Source organism: Roseixanthobacter pseudopolyaromaticivorans (genome assembly GCF_043195145.2).
Taxonomy (GTDB): Bacteria; Pseudomonadota; Alphaproteobacteria; order Rhizobiales; family Xanthobacteraceae; genus NCEH01.
The window spans coordinates 3,039,122-3,054,746 of record NZ_CM195539.1; the positions used below are offsets into that span (position 1 = coordinate 3,039,122).

Sequence of the window (15,625 nt, forward strand, 5' to 3'; positions counted from 1 at the left end):
ACGGCCGATGGCCAATACGCCCTCCGCCAAAAAGGCGGCGCGGAAGATCGAGCGTCGCACTGAGGTCAATCGGAACCGCCGTTCGCGCGTCCGCACCTTTTTGCGCAAGCTGGAAGATGCCCTCGCCAGTGGCGATGCGACCGCCGCAACCGCGGCGTTCAAGGTTGCCGAGCCCGAGATCATGCGGGCGGTAACCAAGGGCGTTCTTCATAAGAACACCGCTTCCCGTAAGGTTTCCCGCCTGGCGGCCCGCGTCAGCAAGCTGAGCGCGTGATATAAGCTGAAGATCGCGGCCCGCTTGGCGTCGCGAGCAAGCTTAGCAATAGAACGGCCCGGCATTGCCGGGCTTTTTTTATTTCAAAAGCGGCTGTCCGATGCGCACTCACCTAGTCCCGCGCCGAGAGGCAGGATCAAGGCTGAGACAGGGGTCTTGCCTGCGTCTTAGCCGGCAAAAACGTCCAGTGCGATCCGCCTGGAGCGAGTCCTGATTCTTCTGCGGAAGGGCGCCTAGCCGCTAACTTCGGCGAGGTCAAGCAGATGCCCATCCGGGGTGGGGCTATCCCAGCATCTCAACCGATCAGGAAAAACTGATGGGTCTTAACGGGTTATGGGCCAAGCCGAAAAGCACCGCCGCGGGAAGCCTGCAAAGCGGTATCGAAATACGCTCGGATTTGAATCCTAGGACCGCCGCCTGTGCCGCCACCGATGGCGAATCTCGCTGTCGAGTCAGAGGTTTGCCGGCTGAACTAAAGCATCGGGAGAAATCACTTTGTCACCCGCTTTCCACCGGATTCAGGTGCGACCGGGAAAGCCGTTGCACCCTCCCCATGCCCTGTGTATGTTCAATCTCACCTCTGAGGGACATCCCGAGGAAATCATCAATAGAGCAGCAGTTTCACGACTCTTCGTGGATGGAGGGAGGGTGTATTATGTGCGTTAGCGTCTCACCTCCCTTCCCGTGCTGCGTGTGTATTTCACCTGCGTATTATTCCGATCTTTGGGATAGTCTGTCTTTGATCCTTTGATTGATCCAGGACAGAGAAACAAACCAAAAACTATTCTATTTTTTGGAGAACCGGCGGACGTTTTGTTCGACGGCGGATGGGGCGGCTATGACTTCTCTCTCAGGCGCTAGATCTAGCGAAGACGCATTTCGTTTCACTTCCGGGCAGGCCCTTCGGGACCGCGGCCGCGACCGGGATGAGCGGCTTCGCGATCGCGCCGCTGAAGACCCCGCCAGCCGGGCGCCCTCTTGACGAAACCCAGGGCCTAGCCCTTTTTCGTCGCCAACCTTCACCCTCACATTCACTTGGACTTGGAGACGCGCCGTCGCCGGCGCGAACGCTCTCCGCGTCGCAGCCAGGGACCCGCCCCGGGCGGGAAAGACCCTCATGTTGAAACCGGAAACCGTGGATGTCGCGCAGTTTCGCCCCACTATGACCGCGCCCTCGGCAGCGGATTTCTGCGCACAGCAATGGGACCGGGTTCGCCAGCGCCTGCGCGAGGAGATCGGCGAGGAATCCTATACCAGCTGGTTCGCTCGCATCGAGCTGGACCGCATCGCCGAGCGCGTGCACCTCTCCGTTCCCACGCGCTTCCTGAAGGCCTGGATTCAGGACCATTATGTCGAGCGCCTCGCCGAGCTGTGGCAGGAGGAGAGCGGCACGGCGCGCAAGGTGGATCTTTCCGTGCGCTCCGCCGTCGCCCGCGCCATTCCGCTGAAGGCCGCCAACGAGCATCGCGAAGTCGTGGTTGAGCGCGCCGCTGAGCCGCGCCCCCAGGCAGTCGCCGCCTCCGCCATGCCCGCCGACGTGGGCGCGGGCTCGCCGCTCGATGCCCGCCTCACCTTCGAGACCTTCGTGCTGGGCAAGTCCAACACGCTCGCCCACGCCGCCGCCCGCCAGGTGGCGGAAGCAGTTCCGGGCGCCGGGCCAATCTTCAACCCGCTCTATCTCCACGCGGCCGTCGGCCTCGGCAAGACGCACCTTCTTCAGGCGGTGGCCTGGGCTGGCGCCAGCCGCGGACGGCGCGTGGTCTATCTCACCGCCGAGCGCTTCATGTACGGCTTCGTCGCCGCGCTGAAGACCCACGCCGCCATTGCCTTCAAGGATGCGCTGCGCTCGATCGACACGCTGGTGATCGATGACCTGCAATTCCTCACCGGCAAAAACATGCAGCAGGAATTCTGCCACACGCTCAACGCCCTGATGGATGCCGGGCGGCAGGTGGTGGTGGCCGCCGACCGGCCGCCGTCCGAACTGGACGCGCTCGACGACCGGGTGCGCTCGCGCCTTGCGGGCGGCCTCGTGGTGGAACTCGGCCAACTGGAAGAAGACCTGCGCCTGCAGATTCTCAAGACCCGCTCCTCGGCCCTCGCCGAGCAGCACCGCGGCTTCTCCGTGCCCGCCAACGTGCTTGAGCTGCTCGCTCGCACCGTGGGCCAGAGCGGCCGCGATCTTGACGGCGCGCTGAACAAGCTGCTCGCCTTCAACAAGCTCACCGGCGAGCCGGTCACCATGGAAATGGCCGAGAACGCCGTGCGCGACCTCGTGCGCCCGTGCGATCCCAAGCGCGTGCGGGTGGACGAAATTCTGCGCGTCGTGGCCAAGCATTATAACGTGTCGCGCGCCGATCTCCTGTCCCAGCGCCGCACGGCGAACGTGGTTAAGCCGCGCCAGATCGCCATGTACCTGGCCAAGACGCTGACCTTGCGCTCCCTGCCGGAGATCGGCCGCCGCTTCGGTGGGCGCGATCACACCACGGTGCTGCATGCGGTGCGCAAAATCGACGGGCTGATCGCAACCGACCGCGCGCTCGCGGAGGAGATCGAGGCGCTGAAGAAGCTCGTGAACGAGTGAGGGACACCGGGAAGGGCCTCCCCTTCCCGCCACGTGCTGCGAACGGCGCCTCACCCGCGAATGGGCCGCAAGGCGCATGCGGGGTGCGCGCCACACGGGAATTACCCGCCTTCCACATCGGCAACGGGGAAAAAGCGCACGCATGCCCTTGCTTTGGTGCAGCGCGAGCGGCAATGTCTGCGGCCCACGGGTTCGTTGTGAACGATCCGGTCGCGGGCCGCACTGGCGCCAGCCAGGGCGTGCTTTGTTTCCCCGCACGAGAGTTACGGGTCCGGGCCAATGAAGGTCACCGTCGAACGCGCCGAGCTTCTCAAGTCGCTCAGCCACGTCCACCGCGTCGTCGAACGCCGCAACACCATTCCGATTCTGGCCAATGTGCTCATCCGCACCGGCACGTCGGGGCTGGAGCTGAAGGCCACCGATCTTGATCTCGAGGTGGTTGAAACCGTCCCGGCCCAAGTGGACCAGGATGGGGCGACCACCGTGCCGGCCCATGTCGTCTACGACATCGTGCGCAAATTGCCTGAGGGCGCGCAGGTTCAGCTGGAATCCAGCGGCGACCGCGGCACCCTGGTGGTGCGCGCCGGCCGTGCCCGCTTCACCCTGCAGACCCTGCCGCAGGAGGATTTCCCGGATCTGGCCGCCGGCGAATTCACCCATTCCTTCAAGCTGAAGGGCGCGGAATTCCGCCGCCTGGTGGACAAGACCCAATTCGCCATCTCCACCGAGGAGACGCGCTATTATCTGAACGGCATCTTCTTGCACGTGGCTGAGACCAAGGGCGCCGGCAAGGGAACCCTGCGCGCGGTGGCAACCGACGGTCACCGCCTCGCCCAGGCCGAGCTTGAAGCTCCCGAAGGCGCGACCGGCATGCCCGGCATCATCGTGCCCCGCAAGACGGTCGCCGAAGTGCAGAAGCTTCTCGAGGACAAGGACGCGGAAGTCACCGTCTCGCTGTCGACGACCAAGATTCGCGTGGCCGTGGGTGCCATCGTTCTGACGTCCAAGCTGATCGACGGCACCTTCCCGGACTACAACCGCGTCATTCCGGCCGGCAACGACAAGGTGCTGCTGGTGGACAAGACCGACTTCGCCGCCGCCGTGGATCGCGTGTCCACCGTGTCCAGCGAGCGGGGCCGTGCGGTGAAGCTCTCGCTCACGGACGGCAAGCTGGTGCTCTCCGTCACCAATCCGGATTCGGGAAGCGCGACCGAGGAGCTGGAGGTGGATTATGCCGCCGAGCCGCTCGATATCGGCTTCAACAGCCGCTACCTGCTCGACATCACCGCCCAGCTCGAAGGCGACACGGCGGAGCTGAAGCTCGCCGATTCCGGTTCGCCCACGCTGGTGCGCGACAGCACCAAGACGGATGCGCTCTACGTGCTCATGCCCATGCGGGTTTGATCGCAGGCGGAACGGAACGCGCGCCGTTCCGTTCCGCCTGCGGGGTCTCCCCCGGTGCTAAAGCCCCTTGCGTCCGGCGCAGTGAGGACCATGTTCAGGCTTCCGCCCGCTCTCCCTCACCGGACCTGAGATTGCATGACCCGCGCGCCTGACGCCGCGTCCGGCGCCGCCACAGCCGCTCTTTCACGGGCCGGACCGCGCGCCCTGGTCCGCAAGCTGATCCTCACCCGCTTTCGCTCCTATGGGTCCGCTCAGCTCAGCGTTGACGAAGGTCCCATCGTGCTCACCGGGCCCAACGGCGCGGGCAAGACCAATCTGCTGGAGGCGATCTCCCTGCTTTCGCCGGGACGCGGCCTGCGGCGGGCCTCTCTCGATACGGTCGCGCAGCATCCGGGCGATGGTTCCTGGGCGGTCGCAGCCGAGATTGAGGGGATCTGCGGCCCGGTCCATCTCGGCACCGGAATGGAAGCACAGCAGGGCGTGGGCAGCGGGCCGCGCCGCTGCCGCATCGAGCGCGAAAGCGTGGGCTCCGCGACCGCATTTCTCGATCATCTCAAGGTGGTCTGGCTGACCCCGGACATGGACGGCCTGTTCATCGGTCCACCGTCCGAGCGGCGGCGTTTCCTCGATCGCCTGGTGCTGGCCGTGGACGGCGAGCACGGCACGCGCGTGAACGCGCTGGAGCGCGCGCTGCGGGCGCGCAATCGTCTGCTCGAAGAAAACGGCACCGCGCGCTTCCTCGATGCGGTCGAACGCGAGGTGGCGGAACTTGCTGTCGCCGTCTCCGCCGCGCGGCTGGAGACCGTCGGGCGCCTCGCGGCGGAGATCGCCGCAGACCGCGATACCGCTTCGCCGTTTCCGCTCGCCGCGATCGCTCTCGACGGGATCGTGGAGCGCATGCTTGCCGAAGCGCCAGCCTTGCATGTGGAAGACAGCTACCGCGCACTTTTGCGTGACAGCCGCCCCCGCGACCGGGCCGCCGGCCGCACCTTGGAAGGCCCGCATCTATGCGACCTTACGGTGGCCCACGCGGAAAAGGCCCTTCCCGCCGCCCGCTGTTCGACCGGCGAGCAAAAGTCCCTGCTGATCGGCCTCGCCTTGTCCCACGCGCGGCTTGTCGCCTCCATGCAAGGCCTTGCCCCCATTGTGCTTCTCGACGATGTGGCGGCCTATCTCGACGCCGAGCGGCGGCACGGCCTGTTCGCCGCGCTGGCGCGGCTGGGTGCCCAAGTGTGGATGACGGGCGCGGATCCGGGCGTGTTTGCAGGGCTTGACGGCGCCCGGCGCTTCACCGTCAGCCCCGGCTGTGTCGCAGCGGAAGACTGACCCGGCGCGCGCCCTCCGGCGACAGGTTTTTCCACGGTGCGCCGTGCTTTTTCCCCCTGTGTGGCGCGTTCGCCACCCGTCGCGAATCCACGCATGCTACCCAGGTGGAGATGATTCGCAGCTGCTTCGGGGACCCATGCCCAGCGAAAGCCTTCCCACCGCCGTTCTGAGCCGGCGGCTCTTCGTTCTCGGCACGCCGCTGTTCCTCGCGGCTTGCGTCACCGACAACAGTGGCGCGCCGTCGACGGCGGCGCTTTCGATCTATGGCCCGGTTTCCGGCGAGCCGTTCCAGGTGGATGCGGTGGACGTGTCGGAGATCGACCCGATCTATCTGCGGCAGGTCGTCGACTATCCAACCAAATTTCCGCCCGGCACCATCGTCGTCGATATCGAGAACAAGTTTCTCTATCTGGTCGAAAAGGGCGGCAAGGCGATCCGCTACGGCGTGGGCGTCGGCAAGCAAGGCTACAGCTACAGCGGCTGGGCGACCATCAAGCGCAAGGAAAAGTGGCCGCACTGGACGCCGACGCCGAACATGATCGCGCGCCAGCCGGAGCGCTACGGCCCTTACGCCTCGGGCCTCCCCGGTGGCGAGACCAACCCGCTCGGGCCCCGCGCGCTCTATCTCTATGACGGTGACCGCGACACCATGTTCCGCCTGCACGGCACCATCGAGCCCGACAGCATCGGCAAGCAGGTCTCCAGCGGCTGCATCCGCCTGCTGAACCAGGACATCATCGATCTTTACGAGCGCGTCCCGCTCGGCACTCGGGTCTATGTCCAGCGCTGACACCCCGATGAATTGATACCCAACGCCGGCCTCGCGCCGGCGTTTTCTTTTGGGCCCGGCCGAGCGCGCCGCGCCCAAGAGGGGAGCCGTAACGGGGCGCTTGCGCGATCTATTATTTCCATTATTCTCGATATATGGAATCAGGAGACATCATCGACGCCCTTTCGGCGCTCGCCCAAGCGACGCGGCTGGACGTGTTCCGCCTCCTGGTGCGGCATGAGCCGGACGGGCTCCCGGCGGGGGATCTCGCGCGCACTCTCGCCGTGCCGCAGAACACGCTTTCCGCCCACCTCGCTATCCTCTCTCGCGCCGGTCTCGTGCATGGCACGCGACACAGCCGCTCGATCATCTATCGCGCCGACCTCGACCGACTGCGGGGGATGATGCTGTTCCTTGTGAAGGATTGCTGCGGCGGCGCGCCCAGCCTGTGCGCCCCCCTGCTGGAAGCCCTTTCCCCCTGCTGCACGCCGCTCGCCGTGAAAGGACAATCCCATGCCTGACGCCGACGCCTCCGGTAAAATTTATAACGTGCTGTTCCTCTGCACCGGCAACAGCGCACGCTCCATTCTGGCAGAAGCCATGCTCAACAAAGACGGCGCAGGACGCTTCCGTGCCTTCTCAGCCGGCAGCGCCCCTAAGGGCGAGGTCAATCCGTTCGCCCTGAAGGTCCTCGCGGAATCCGGCTATCCCACAGAGGGGCTGCGCTCGAAAAGCTGGCTGGAATTCGGCACTGCGGACGCCCCCGTGATGGATTTTGTGTTCACCGTCTGTGACAACGCGGCCGGCGAGACCTGCCCCCTCTGGCCGGGACAGCCCATGACGGCCCATTGGGGCATCGAGGACCCGGCCGCCGTAACCGGCACCGACATCCAGAAGGAAGCCGCCTTCGTTGCCGCGATGCGCTATCTGAAGAACCGGATCTCGGTTTTCAACGCCCTGCCAATCGCCTCGTTGGACCGCCTCTCGCTCGGCCAAAAGCTCCGCGGCATCGGCGCCCTTCCGGGTTCCACCGCGAACCGTTCGAATGTGGCCTGAGCCATGAGCACCTTCGAACGCTATCTGACGGTGTGGGTGGCCCTGTGTATCCTGGCCGGCATCGCCCTCGGCCATTTCTTGCCCGGCGTTTTCCAGGCCGTGGGCGCGGCGGAGATCGCCCAGGTCAACATTCCCGTTGCGGTGCTGATCTGGCTGATGATCGTGCCCATGCTGCTGAGGATCGATTTTGCGTCCCTGGCGCAGGTCGGAGCTCATTGGCGTGGCATCGGCGTGACGCTGTTCATCAACTGGGCGGTAAAGCCCTTTTCCATGGCGCTGCTGGCCTGGCTGTTCATCGGCTTCCTGTTCCGCCCACTGCTGCCGACGGCCCAGATCGAATCCTACATCGCCGGCCTGATCATCCTCGCGGCGGCGCCCTGCACGGCCATGGTGTTCGTGTGGTCCAACCTCACCAGGGGCGACCCGCTCTTCACCTTGTCCCAAGTGGCGCTGAACGACGCCATCATGGTGGTGGCCTTCGCGCCCATCGTGGGCCTGTTGCTCGGCCTCTCGGCGATCGTGGTTCCGTGGGCGACCCTGATCTTCTCGGTGGGGCTCTACATCATCGTGCCGGTGCTGGCGGCTCAAATTCTGCGCGGCTGGCTGCTGAAACAGGGCGGTGAAGCGGCGCTCGCGCGCCTGCTGGCGATGCTCCAGCCGCTCTCCCTCGTGGCGCTGCTGGCCACCCTGGTTCTGCTGTTCGGATTTCAGGGCCAGCAGATCATCGCCCAGCCGGCGATCATTGCCCTTCTGGCCGTGCCGATCCTGATCCAGGTCTATTTCAATGCCGGCTTGGCCTACCTGCTGAACCGGCTGATGGGCGAAAAGCATTGCGTCGCCGGTCCCTCCGCGCTGATCGGCGCGAGCAATTTCTTTGAGCTCGCGGTCGCCGCCGCCATCGCCCTGTTCGGCTTCAATTCCGGCGCTGCCCTCGCCACAGTGGTGGGCGTGCTGATCGAGGTCCCGGTCATGCTGACCGTGGTGTGGATCGTCAATCGCAGCAAGGACTGGTACGAGCGCGCGCCGGCCGTCGCGCCCGGCATTCAGCAAAAGGGGGTCTCGCGGTGACCATCACCATCTATCACAACCCCGCCTGCGGTACCTCGCGCAACACCCTGGCCATGATCCGCCAGAGCGGCGAGGAACCGGTGGTGATCGAATATCTCAAGACGCCCCCGAGCCGCGCGACCCTGAAGGGCCTCATCGCCGCCATGGGCGTGCCGGTGCGCGCGGTGCTGCGGGAAAAGGGCACCCCCTATGAAGAACTCGGCCTTGGGGATGAAAAATGGAGCGACGAGGACCTGCTCGACTTCATGATCGCCCACCCGATTCTCATCAACCGCCCGATCGTCGTCGCCGACAAAGGCGTGCGCCTGTGCCGCCCCTCCGAACGGGTGCTGGACCTGCTCCCGAATGCGCAGATCGGCGCCTTCACGAAGGAGGATGGTGAAGTGGTGACGGATGCGGAGGGGCAGCGCGTTGGCTGATCCCTTTCTTCCGGACCAGGTGACGGCGGAAGCCGTGCGCCCGCCCGATACGCTTGCGCTGTTTGCTCCGCCGTCGGACCATCCACCCCGCATCCTCATGCTGTACGGCTCCGTGCGACCCCGCGCCTACAGCCGGCTGCTCACGCTGGAGGCCGCCCGGCTGCTGAAGGCGTTCGGAGCGGAGGTGCGCATTTTTGACCCGCACGGCCTGCCGCTTCCCGACGATGCGCCGACAGATCATCCGAAGGTCGCGGAACTGCGGGCGCTGTCCGCATGGTCGGAAGGCCAGGTTTGGTGCAGCCCGGAACGCCACGGCGCCATGACCGCCATTCTCAAGGCGCAGATCGACTGGATTCCCCTTTCCATCGGGGCGGTGCGCCCCACCCAGGGCAAGACGCTGGCGCTGATGCAGGTCTCGGGGGGCTCGCAATCCTTCAACGCCGTCAATCAGATGCGCATTCTCGGCCGGTGGATGCGGATGATCACCATCCCCAACCAATCCTCGGTGGCCAAGGCCTATGAGGAATTCGAGGAAGATGGACGCATGAAGCCGTCCTCCTATTATGATCGCGTGGTAGACGTGATGGAGGAATTGGTGAAATTCACGCTGCTCACCCGTGGCGCCTCGGCCTATCTCACCGACCGCTACAGCGAGCGCAAGGACGCGCTGGCGAAAGCCTCCGGAGTGCGGCTGAGCGCCCTATGACGCCGCCCGCGTCGGCGGGGCGGGCGGTGCCGACCTTCGCCCTCGGCATGTTTGAGATCCTCTCCTGGGGTTCCTCCTATTATCTGCTCGCGGTGCTGGCCAAGCCCATCGCCGAGGAGACCGGCTGGCCGCTGACCCTGGTGGCGGGCGGGCAGTCGCTTGGCCTTGTGGTGGCGGGCCTGCTCTCCCCGCGCATCGGGAAGCTGATCGGCCGGCACGGCGGGCGGCCGGTGCTGCTGGCGGGAACCGGTGCGCTGGCGCTGGGCCTTGCGATGCTGGGCCTGTCCACCGGACCACTGGGTTTCGCGCTTGCCTGGATCCTACTCGGCGCAGGCATGGGCGCGAGCCTGTACGATGCTGCCTTTGCAACGCTCGGCCGCCTGCATGGCGCGGGGGCCCGCCGCTCGATCACCACCGTCACCCTGTTCGGCGGTTTTGCCAGCACGGCCTGCTGGCCGCTAAGCGCATTCCTGCTGGAGCGGGTCGGCTGGCGCGACACCTGCCTGGTGTATGCGGCGCTGCATGTGTGCCTGTCGGTGCCGCTGGTCCTCCTGGCATCCCCGCGCCCCCCGGCTCAGCCCCGGCCGGAAGCGACGCCCGCAGGCCCCTCGCCGCTTCACCCCGAGGTTCGCCTTTCGCCCGGCAAACAGACCGCATTCCGATTGCTGACGGTCATCGTCACGCTGGGCGGGCTCATCTCATCGCTGATTTCGGTTCACCTCCTCACCTTGCTCCAGGCCCAGGGCATAAGCCTCGCTGCAGCGGTGACGCTCGGCATGCTGGTGGGCCCGGCGCAGGTGGGCGCGCGGGTGGTGGAAATGGCTTTCGGCACGCATTACCACCCCATTTGGACCCTGATCAGCGCGACTGTCCTGGTTGCCGCCGGCCTCGCCCTGCTGTTCCTCGGCTTTCCCCTTCCCGCCCTGGCGCTGCTGCTCTATGGCGCCGGCAACGGGATCTGGTCGATCGCGCGCGGCACCTTGCCGTTGGCGCTGTTCGGACCGGCCGACTTTCCGATGCTGATGGGACGGCTGGCACTACCCAGCCAATTCGCGCAGGCGGCGGCGCCTGCCATCGGCGCCTATATCCTCGCCACGGGCGGCGCCCATGGCACCTTCGCCCTGCTCTGCATGGTCGCGGGCGCCAATTTCTGCGCCGCCTGCCTGCTGTTCCGCGCCGGCGTCACCGTGCGGGCGGACCTCACTGCCTAACCTAACGACACCTGGCCCGAGGGTGGCGACGCCGTGCCGGCTTGACCTTCTTCGCGCGCGGGCGCACACGTGCGTGATGGATTGGCAAATCTTGCCCTTTTCGCCGCTGTTCACTGACCTTGCCGGCGGCTTTGCCGGCCCGGCGGTTCTCGTGCCGGTGGCGCGGACCTTGGCAGGCGGTCGCGCCGGTCACCAAATCGGCGCTTGCCACCAAATAACCGCGGCTTTGCGGTAAAAGATTTCTAAGCGTTCCAACGATTCGAGACATACCATGGCCGAACCCGCGCCCGCGGCATCCCCCGACGATTACGGGGCACAATCCATCCAGGTGCTGAAGGGCCTCGACGCCGTCCGCAAGCGGCCCGGCATGTATATCGGCGACACCGATGACGGCTCCGGCCTGCATCACATGGTCTATGAGGTTGTGGACAACGCCATCGACGAGGCGTTGGCCGGCTATGCCAATGAAGTCACCGTCACGCTGAACGCCGATGGTTCGGTGACCGTGACCGACGACGGGCGCGGCATTCCCACCGATCTGCATCATGAGGAAGGCGTCTCGGCGGCCGAGGTCATCATGACCCAGCTGCACGCCGGCGGTAAGTTCAACCAGAATTCCTACAAGGTCTCCGGCGGCCTCCACGGCGTCGGGGTCTCGGTGGTGAATGCGCTCTCCACGGTGCTGGACCTCACCATCTGGCGCAATGGCAAGGAGCATTTCATCCGCTTCCGCCATGGCGACGCGGAGGCTCCGCTCGTGGTGAAGGGCGATGCCCCTCCCGGCAAGCGCGGCACCATGGTGACGTTCACCCCGAGCCCGGAAACCTTCACCCACATCCAGTTCGATTTCGCCACCCTGGAGCACCGCCTGCGCGAGCTGGCGTTCCTGAATTCGGGCGTGCGCATCCGCCTGACCGATGCCCGAACCCCGGACGTGCGGGTCGAGGACCTGATGTATGAAGGCGGCGTGGAAGCCTTCGTACGTTATCTCGACCGCTCCAAGACCGCTGTGATCGCCAAGCCCATCGTGATCCGCTCGGAGCGCGACGGCATTCAGGTCGAGGCTGCGCTGTCCTGGAACGACAGCTATCACGAGACCATTCTGTGCTTCACGAACAACATCCCGCAGCGTGATCGCGGCACCCATTTCACCGGCTTTGCCGCCGCGCTGACGCGCCAGGTGATGGGCTATGCGGAAAGCTCCGGCATCACCAAGAAGGAGAAGGTCACGCTCTCCGGCGAGGATTGCCGCGAAGGCCTGACCGCCGTGCTCTCCGTGAAGGTGCCGGACCCCAAATTCTCCTCCCAGACCAAGGACAAGCTGGTCTCCTCGGAAGTCCGCCCGGTGGTCGAGGCGTTGGTGGGCGAGGCGCTGAATTCCTGGCTTGAGGAAAATCCCGCCGAGGCCAAGGCCGTGGTCGGCAAGGTGGCGGAAGCCGCCGCCGCGCGCGAAGCCGCCCGCCGCGCGCGTGAACTCACCCGCCGCAAGAACCCGCTCGACATCGCGTCCCTGCCCGGCAAGCTCGCCGACTGCCAGGAGCGCGACCCCGCCAAGTCGGAAATCTTCATCGTCGAGGGCGACTCGGCCGGCGGCTCCGCCAAGCAGGGCCGCGACCGTGCCTTCCAGGCCGTGCTGCCCCTGCGCGGCAAGATCCTGAACGTGGAGCGCGCGCGCTTCGACAAGATGCTGTCCTCGGAGCAGATCGGCACGCTGATCACCGCGCTCGGCACCGGCATCGGCCGCGATGACTTCGACATCGCCAAGCTGCGCTACCACAAGATCATCATCATGACCGACGCGGACGTGGACGGATCCCACATTCGCACGCTTCTGCTCACCTTCTTCTTCCGGCAGATGCCGGAAATCCTGGAGAACGGGCACCTCTACATCGCCCAGCCGCCGCTTTACAAAGTGGCGCGCGGCAAGTCCGAAACCTACATCAAGGACGAGCGCGGGCTTGAGGATTATCTCATCAACGTCGGCCTCGACGACGCCGCGCTCCATCTCGCCTCCGGCGAAGTGCGCACGGGCGCGGATCTTGCCGCGGTGGTGGAAACATCACGCCAGTTCCGCACCGCGCTGAACGCGCTCCACCCGCGCTACAACAAGGCGATCGTGGAGCAGGCGGCGCTGGCCGGCGCGCTGAAGCCCCATCTGCTGCGCGAGCGGGATGCCCAGGCCGAAATGGCCGAGGTCACCCGCCGCCTCAACATGCTGGCGGAAGAGACCGAGCGCGGCTGGACCGGTGTCGCCGACGAGACCGGTTTCCGTTTCTCCCGCACCGTGCGCGGTGTGCTGGAGACCAATCTTTTGGACGCCACCTTCCTGGTCTCGCCCGATGCCCGCCGGCTGGACACCCTGGCCGCCGCGCTTGATGGCGTGTTCGCCGGCGAAGCCCGCCTCAAGCGCAAGAGCGACGAGACCCCGCTTCTGGGCGCCGTCGACCTGTTCGACGCGGTCACCGATGCCGGCCGCAAGGGGCTTTCGCTCCAGCGCTACAAAGGCCTCGGCGAGATGAACCCCGGCCAGCTTTGGGAAACCACGCTCGACATCAATGCCCGCTCCCTGCTGCAGGTGAAGGTGAAGGAGGTCGACGCCGCCGGCGATCTCTTCAATCGCCTGATGGGCGATGTGGTGGAGCCGCGCCGCGAATTCATCCAGGAGAATGCGCTGAAGGCCAGCGTCGACGTGTGATCGGCGCTTCCTCAGGACAAGGTGGCGACGCGCTCTCGCCGCCACCTCACGCCTGATTTTTGCAGCTGAACGGCCCACCCCGTGCGAGAGTCCGTTCCCTTGGCGATCACTCGGCGGCCGGCACCACATAATTGGCCGGACGCACGAAATCACCGTCATCAAGCATACCGACAACCGCCACCAGAGCTGCGGTGTAGGAATGCTTGCGCAGGCCATGGCAAATACCGACTGCGGTGCGTGTGAAGACCGACTTCAACTCGCGCACAACGATATTGGAGAAGTGTACTTCCACATAGGGCAGCCCGCTGTCTTCCAGGCAATGGCGTACGTTTTCGCCATAGATGTTCAATCCGGCGGGATTGATGATGACGGCGTGCAGCCGCTTCCCATCGACCGCATCCGCGAAGGCGTGCTGATGCAGCCATTCCAGAACTTCGCCGTCGAAATTGGTGTGAAAGGGAATGACCTCCACGCCTAATGCGTCGCCAAGCTTCACATTGCGATCTTCGAGCTGCTGGATGGTCTGGGACGGCCCGTAGACGTCCGGGCTCCGGTTGTGAAGGTTTGGCATATTCGGCCCGTTGATAAGCCCAACGCGCCACCGCCGATCGCCAGATCTGAACAAGCTAACGTCTACCATTTTACTCTCCTTCTGCAGGTATGAGACAAAGGCGCAAGGTATTCGTTCGGAATTTCTGCTATCGGACGGGCTTCTCTGCACCTGCCACCAGGCAAAGCTCCGCCATCCCCCGCCGCGTGGCAGGGGCTGCTTTCCTGACGGTTCGGGTTGGTCAGATCATCCGGGCACAGACCGTTGCAGGAACGGGTCGTGCAGCAAGATCGTGTCGGTCCGTTCCGGGCTGGTCGACAAAACGGCGACGGGAATGCCGACGGCCTCCTCCAGGAACCGCACATACCGGAGTGCCGGGGCGGGCAAGGCGGCGAGCGCGCGCGTGCCGACCGTGGATTGCGTCCAGCCCTCGAACGTCTCGTAGACCGGCTCGACCCGCTCCTGCGCCGCCATGGTCGGAGGCAGTCGATCGATGCGGCGTCCGTCGAGCATGTATCCGACGCAAACCTTGACCTCGGAAAGCCCATCCAGCACGTCGAGCTTGGTCAGCGCCATGCCCTGGATGCCCGAGGTGCGCACGCTCTGGCGCACCGCCACCGCATCGAACCATCCGCAACGACGCTGGCGCCCGGTATTCACACCGAACTCATGTCCGCGCTGAACCAGATGGTCGGCCACCTGCCCGCCCTGCTCGGTGGGAAGCGGCCCTTCGCCGACCCGCGTGGAATAGGCCTTGGTGATGCCGAGGACATAGTCAATCGAGGACGGGCCAACCCCCGATCCGCTCGCCGCCCCCGCAGCCACGGTGCTGGATGACGTTACGAACGGATAGGTGCCGTGGTCATTGTCCAGCAGCACGCCTTGCGCGCCCTCGAAAAGGATATGCTTGCCGGCGTCCCGGTGGGCTGCGAGCAGGTTCGGCACATCGTCCATGAAGGGCAGCACGCTCTCTGCGGCCTGCAGAAGTTCGTCGCGGATCGCCTCGGCCGCAACCGGCGCCACGCCGAGGCCCGTCCGCAGCGGATTATGATGGCGCAGAAGTCTCTCGACCTTTGCCAAAAGAGTATCCGGCTCAGCCAGGTCCGCGACGCGGATCGCCCGTCTCCCGACCTTGTCCTCATAAGCCGGGCCGATGCCGCGCTGCGTGGTGCCGATCTTCAAACCGGAGCTGTCCTGCTCGCGCATCGTGTCGAGCGCGCGATGCACCGAAAGGATCAGCGCGGCATTGGGCGCGATGCGCAACAGGTCCGGAGTCACGCTGATGCCCTGCTGCCTCAGCCGTTCGATTTCCCCTGCGAGGTGGACGGGATCCACCACCACGCCGTTGCCGATGACGGACAGGCGGCCGCGCACCAAGCCGGAAGGCAGGAGCGCCAGCTTGTAGCTGACACCGTCGATGACGAGCGTGTGGCCGGCATTGTGGCCGCCGTTGAACCGCACGACCACATCGGCCCGCTCGGCAAGCCAGTCGACGATCTTGCCCTTGCCCTCATCGCCCCATTGGGATCCGACCACCACGATGCCTGCCATGGACTTGACCAC

The 15,625-nt window shown here is 65.5% G+C and carries 14 protein-coding genes; 12 read left to right on the forward strand and 2 right to left on the reverse strand.

Annotation, left to right across the window (positions count from 1 at the left end; genetic code table 11):
* The first annotated feature begins 7 nt into the window (after positions 1–7).
* The 12 genes from rpsT to gyrB all read left to right on the forward strand — a co-directional run bounded on the left by rpsT (position 8) and on the right by gyrB (position 13,512).
* Positions 8–274 carry a 30S ribosomal protein S20 gene (gene rpsT, locus V5F68_RS14560; RefSeq protein ID WP_348847249.1) on the forward strand — a complete coding sequence of 89 codons (267 nt, stop codon included), beginning with the start codon at positions 8–10 and terminating at the stop codon, positions 272–274.
* 1,162 nt (positions 275–1,436) lie between these two features.
* The gene (gene dnaA / locus V5F68_RS14565) at positions 1,437–2,858 is read left to right on the forward strand and encodes a chromosomal replication initiator protein DnaA (protein WP_394013485.1); all 1,422 of its coding nucleotides are present in this window, start codon (positions 1,437–1,439) and stop codon (positions 2,856–2,858) included.
* Between the two features lie 279 nt (positions 2,859–3,137).
* Positions 3,138–4,262, forward strand: coding sequence for a DNA polymerase III subunit beta (dnaN, locus tag V5F68_RS14570; RefSeq protein WP_394013243.1), 1,125 nt, complete (start codon positions 3,138–3,140; stop codon positions 4,260–4,262).
* A 135-nt stretch (positions 4,263–4,397) separates the two neighbouring features.
* Positions 4,398–5,588: a DNA replication/repair protein RecF gene (gene recF, locus V5F68_RS14575; protein WP_394013244.1), complete on the forward strand. Its 1,191-nt coding sequence runs from the start codon at positions 4,398–4,400 to the stop codon at positions 5,586–5,588.
* A 136-nt stretch (positions 5,589–5,724) separates the two neighbouring features.
* Positions 5,725–6,378 (forward strand): L,D-transpeptidase, encoded by a 654-nt coding sequence (locus tag V5F68_RS14580; protein ID WP_394013245.1) that lies wholly within the window; start codon positions 5,725–5,727, stop codon positions 6,376–6,378.
* Positions 6,379–6,512: 134 nt separating this feature from the next.
* Positions 6,513–6,878: an ArsR/SmtB family transcription factor gene (locus tag V5F68_RS14585; RefSeq protein ID WP_394013246.1), complete on the forward strand. Its 366-nt coding sequence runs from the start codon at positions 6,513–6,515 to the stop codon at positions 6,876–6,878.
* A complete protein-coding gene (locus V5F68_RS14590) occupies positions 6,871–7,413 on the forward strand; it encodes an arsenate reductase ArsC (protein WP_394013247.1) in 543 nt (180 codons plus the stop codon). Before V5F68_RS14585 ends, V5F68_RS14590 begins: the two co-directional genes overlap by 8 nt.
* 3 nt (positions 7,414–7,416) lie before the next feature.
* Positions 7,417–8,481 carry an ACR3 family arsenite efflux transporter gene (gene arsB / locus V5F68_RS14595; protein ID WP_394013248.1) on the forward strand — a complete coding sequence of 355 codons (1,065 nt, stop codon included), beginning with the start codon at positions 7,417–7,419 and terminating at the stop codon, positions 8,479–8,481.
* Positions 8,478–8,900, forward strand: a complete 423-nt coding sequence (gene arsC, locus V5F68_RS14600; RefSeq protein ID WP_394013249.1) for an arsenate reductase (glutaredoxin) — start codon at positions 8,478–8,480, stop codon at positions 8,898–8,900. The genes arsB and arsC overlap by 4 nt, the downstream gene beginning before the upstream one ends.
* Entirely contained in the window at positions 8,875–9,606 is a 732-nt protein-coding gene (gene arsH, locus V5F68_RS14605; protein ID WP_394013250.1) for an arsenical resistance protein ArsH, read from the forward strand. Before arsC ends, arsH begins: the two co-directional genes overlap by 26 nt.
* Positions 9,603–10,817, forward strand: coding sequence for an MFS transporter (locus V5F68_RS14610; protein WP_394013251.1), 1,215 nt, complete (start codon positions 9,603–9,605; stop codon positions 10,815–10,817). Before arsH ends, V5F68_RS14610 begins: the two co-directional genes overlap by 4 nt.
* A gap of 271 nt (positions 10,818–11,088) precedes the next feature.
* Positions 11,089–13,512, forward strand: a complete 2,424-nt coding sequence (gene gyrB / locus V5F68_RS14615; protein WP_394013252.1) for a DNA topoisomerase (ATP-hydrolyzing) subunit B — start codon at positions 11,089–11,091, stop codon at positions 13,510–13,512.
* A gap of 106 nt (positions 13,513–13,618) precedes the next feature.
* On the opposite strand, the gene V5F68_RS14620 is transcribed toward gyrB, so the two are convergent.
* Both V5F68_RS14620 and V5F68_RS14625 read right to left on the reverse strand, forming a co-directional pair.
* On the reverse strand, positions 13,619–14,083 hold the full coding sequence (locus V5F68_RS14620) for a type II 3-dehydroquinate dehydratase (RefSeq protein WP_509274341.1): 465 nt from the start codon (positions 14,081–14,083) through the stop codon (positions 13,619–13,621).
* Between the two features lie 225 nt (positions 14,084–14,308).
* Positions 14,309–15,613: an adenylosuccinate synthase gene (locus tag V5F68_RS14625; RefSeq protein WP_394013253.1), complete on the reverse strand. Its 1,305-nt coding sequence runs from the start codon at positions 15,611–15,613 to the stop codon at positions 14,309–14,311.
* Positions 15,614–15,625 lie beyond the last annotated feature (12 nt).

Coding starts and splice junctions, on each gene's coding strand:
- arsB (WP_394013248.1), top strand. CDS start 7,417: ATGAGCACCTTCGAACGCTATCTGACGGTGTGGGTGGCCCTGTGTATC.
- V5F68_RS14610 (WP_394013251.1), top strand. CDS start 9,603: ATGACGCCGCCCGCGTCGGCGGGGCGGGCGGTGCCGACCTTCGCCCTC.
- recF (WP_394013244.1), top strand. CDS start 4,398: ATGACCCGCGCGCCTGACGCCGCGTCCGGCGCCGCCACAGCCGCTCTT.
- V5F68_RS14580 (WP_394013245.1), top strand. CDS start 5,725: ATGCCCAGCGAAAGCCTTCCCACCGCCGTTCTGAGCCGGCGGCTCTTC.
- rpsT (WP_348847249.1), top strand. CDS start 8: ATGGCCAATACGCCCTCCGCCAAAAAGGCGGCGCGGAAGATCGAGCGT.
- V5F68_RS14590 (WP_394013247.1), top strand. CDS start 6,871: ATGCCTGACGCCGACGCCTCCGGTAAAATTTATAACGTGCTGTTCCTC.
- V5F68_RS14585 (WP_394013246.1), top strand. CDS start 6,513: ATGGAATCAGGAGACATCATCGACGCCCTTTCGGCGCTCGCCCAAGCG.
- arsH (WP_394013250.1), top strand. CDS start 8,875: ATGCGGAGGGGCAGCGCGTTGGCTGATCCCTTTCTTCCGGACCAGGTG.
- V5F68_RS14625 (WP_394013253.1), bottom strand. CDS start 15,613: ATGGCAGGCATCGTGGTGGTCGGATCCCAATGGGGCGATGAGGGCAAG.
- gyrB (WP_394013252.1), top strand. CDS start 11,089: ATGGCCGAACCCGCGCCCGCGGCATCCCCCGACGATTACGGGGCACAA.
- V5F68_RS14620 (WP_509274341.1), bottom strand. CDS start 14,083: ATGCCAAACCTTCACAACCGGAGCCCGGACGTCTACGGGCCGTCCCAG.
- dnaA (WP_394013485.1), top strand. CDS start 1,437: ATGACCGCGCCCTCGGCAGCGGATTTCTGCGCACAGCAATGGGACCGG.
- dnaN (WP_394013243.1), top strand. CDS start 3,138: ATGAAGGTCACCGTCGAACGCGCCGAGCTTCTCAAGTCGCTCAGCCAC.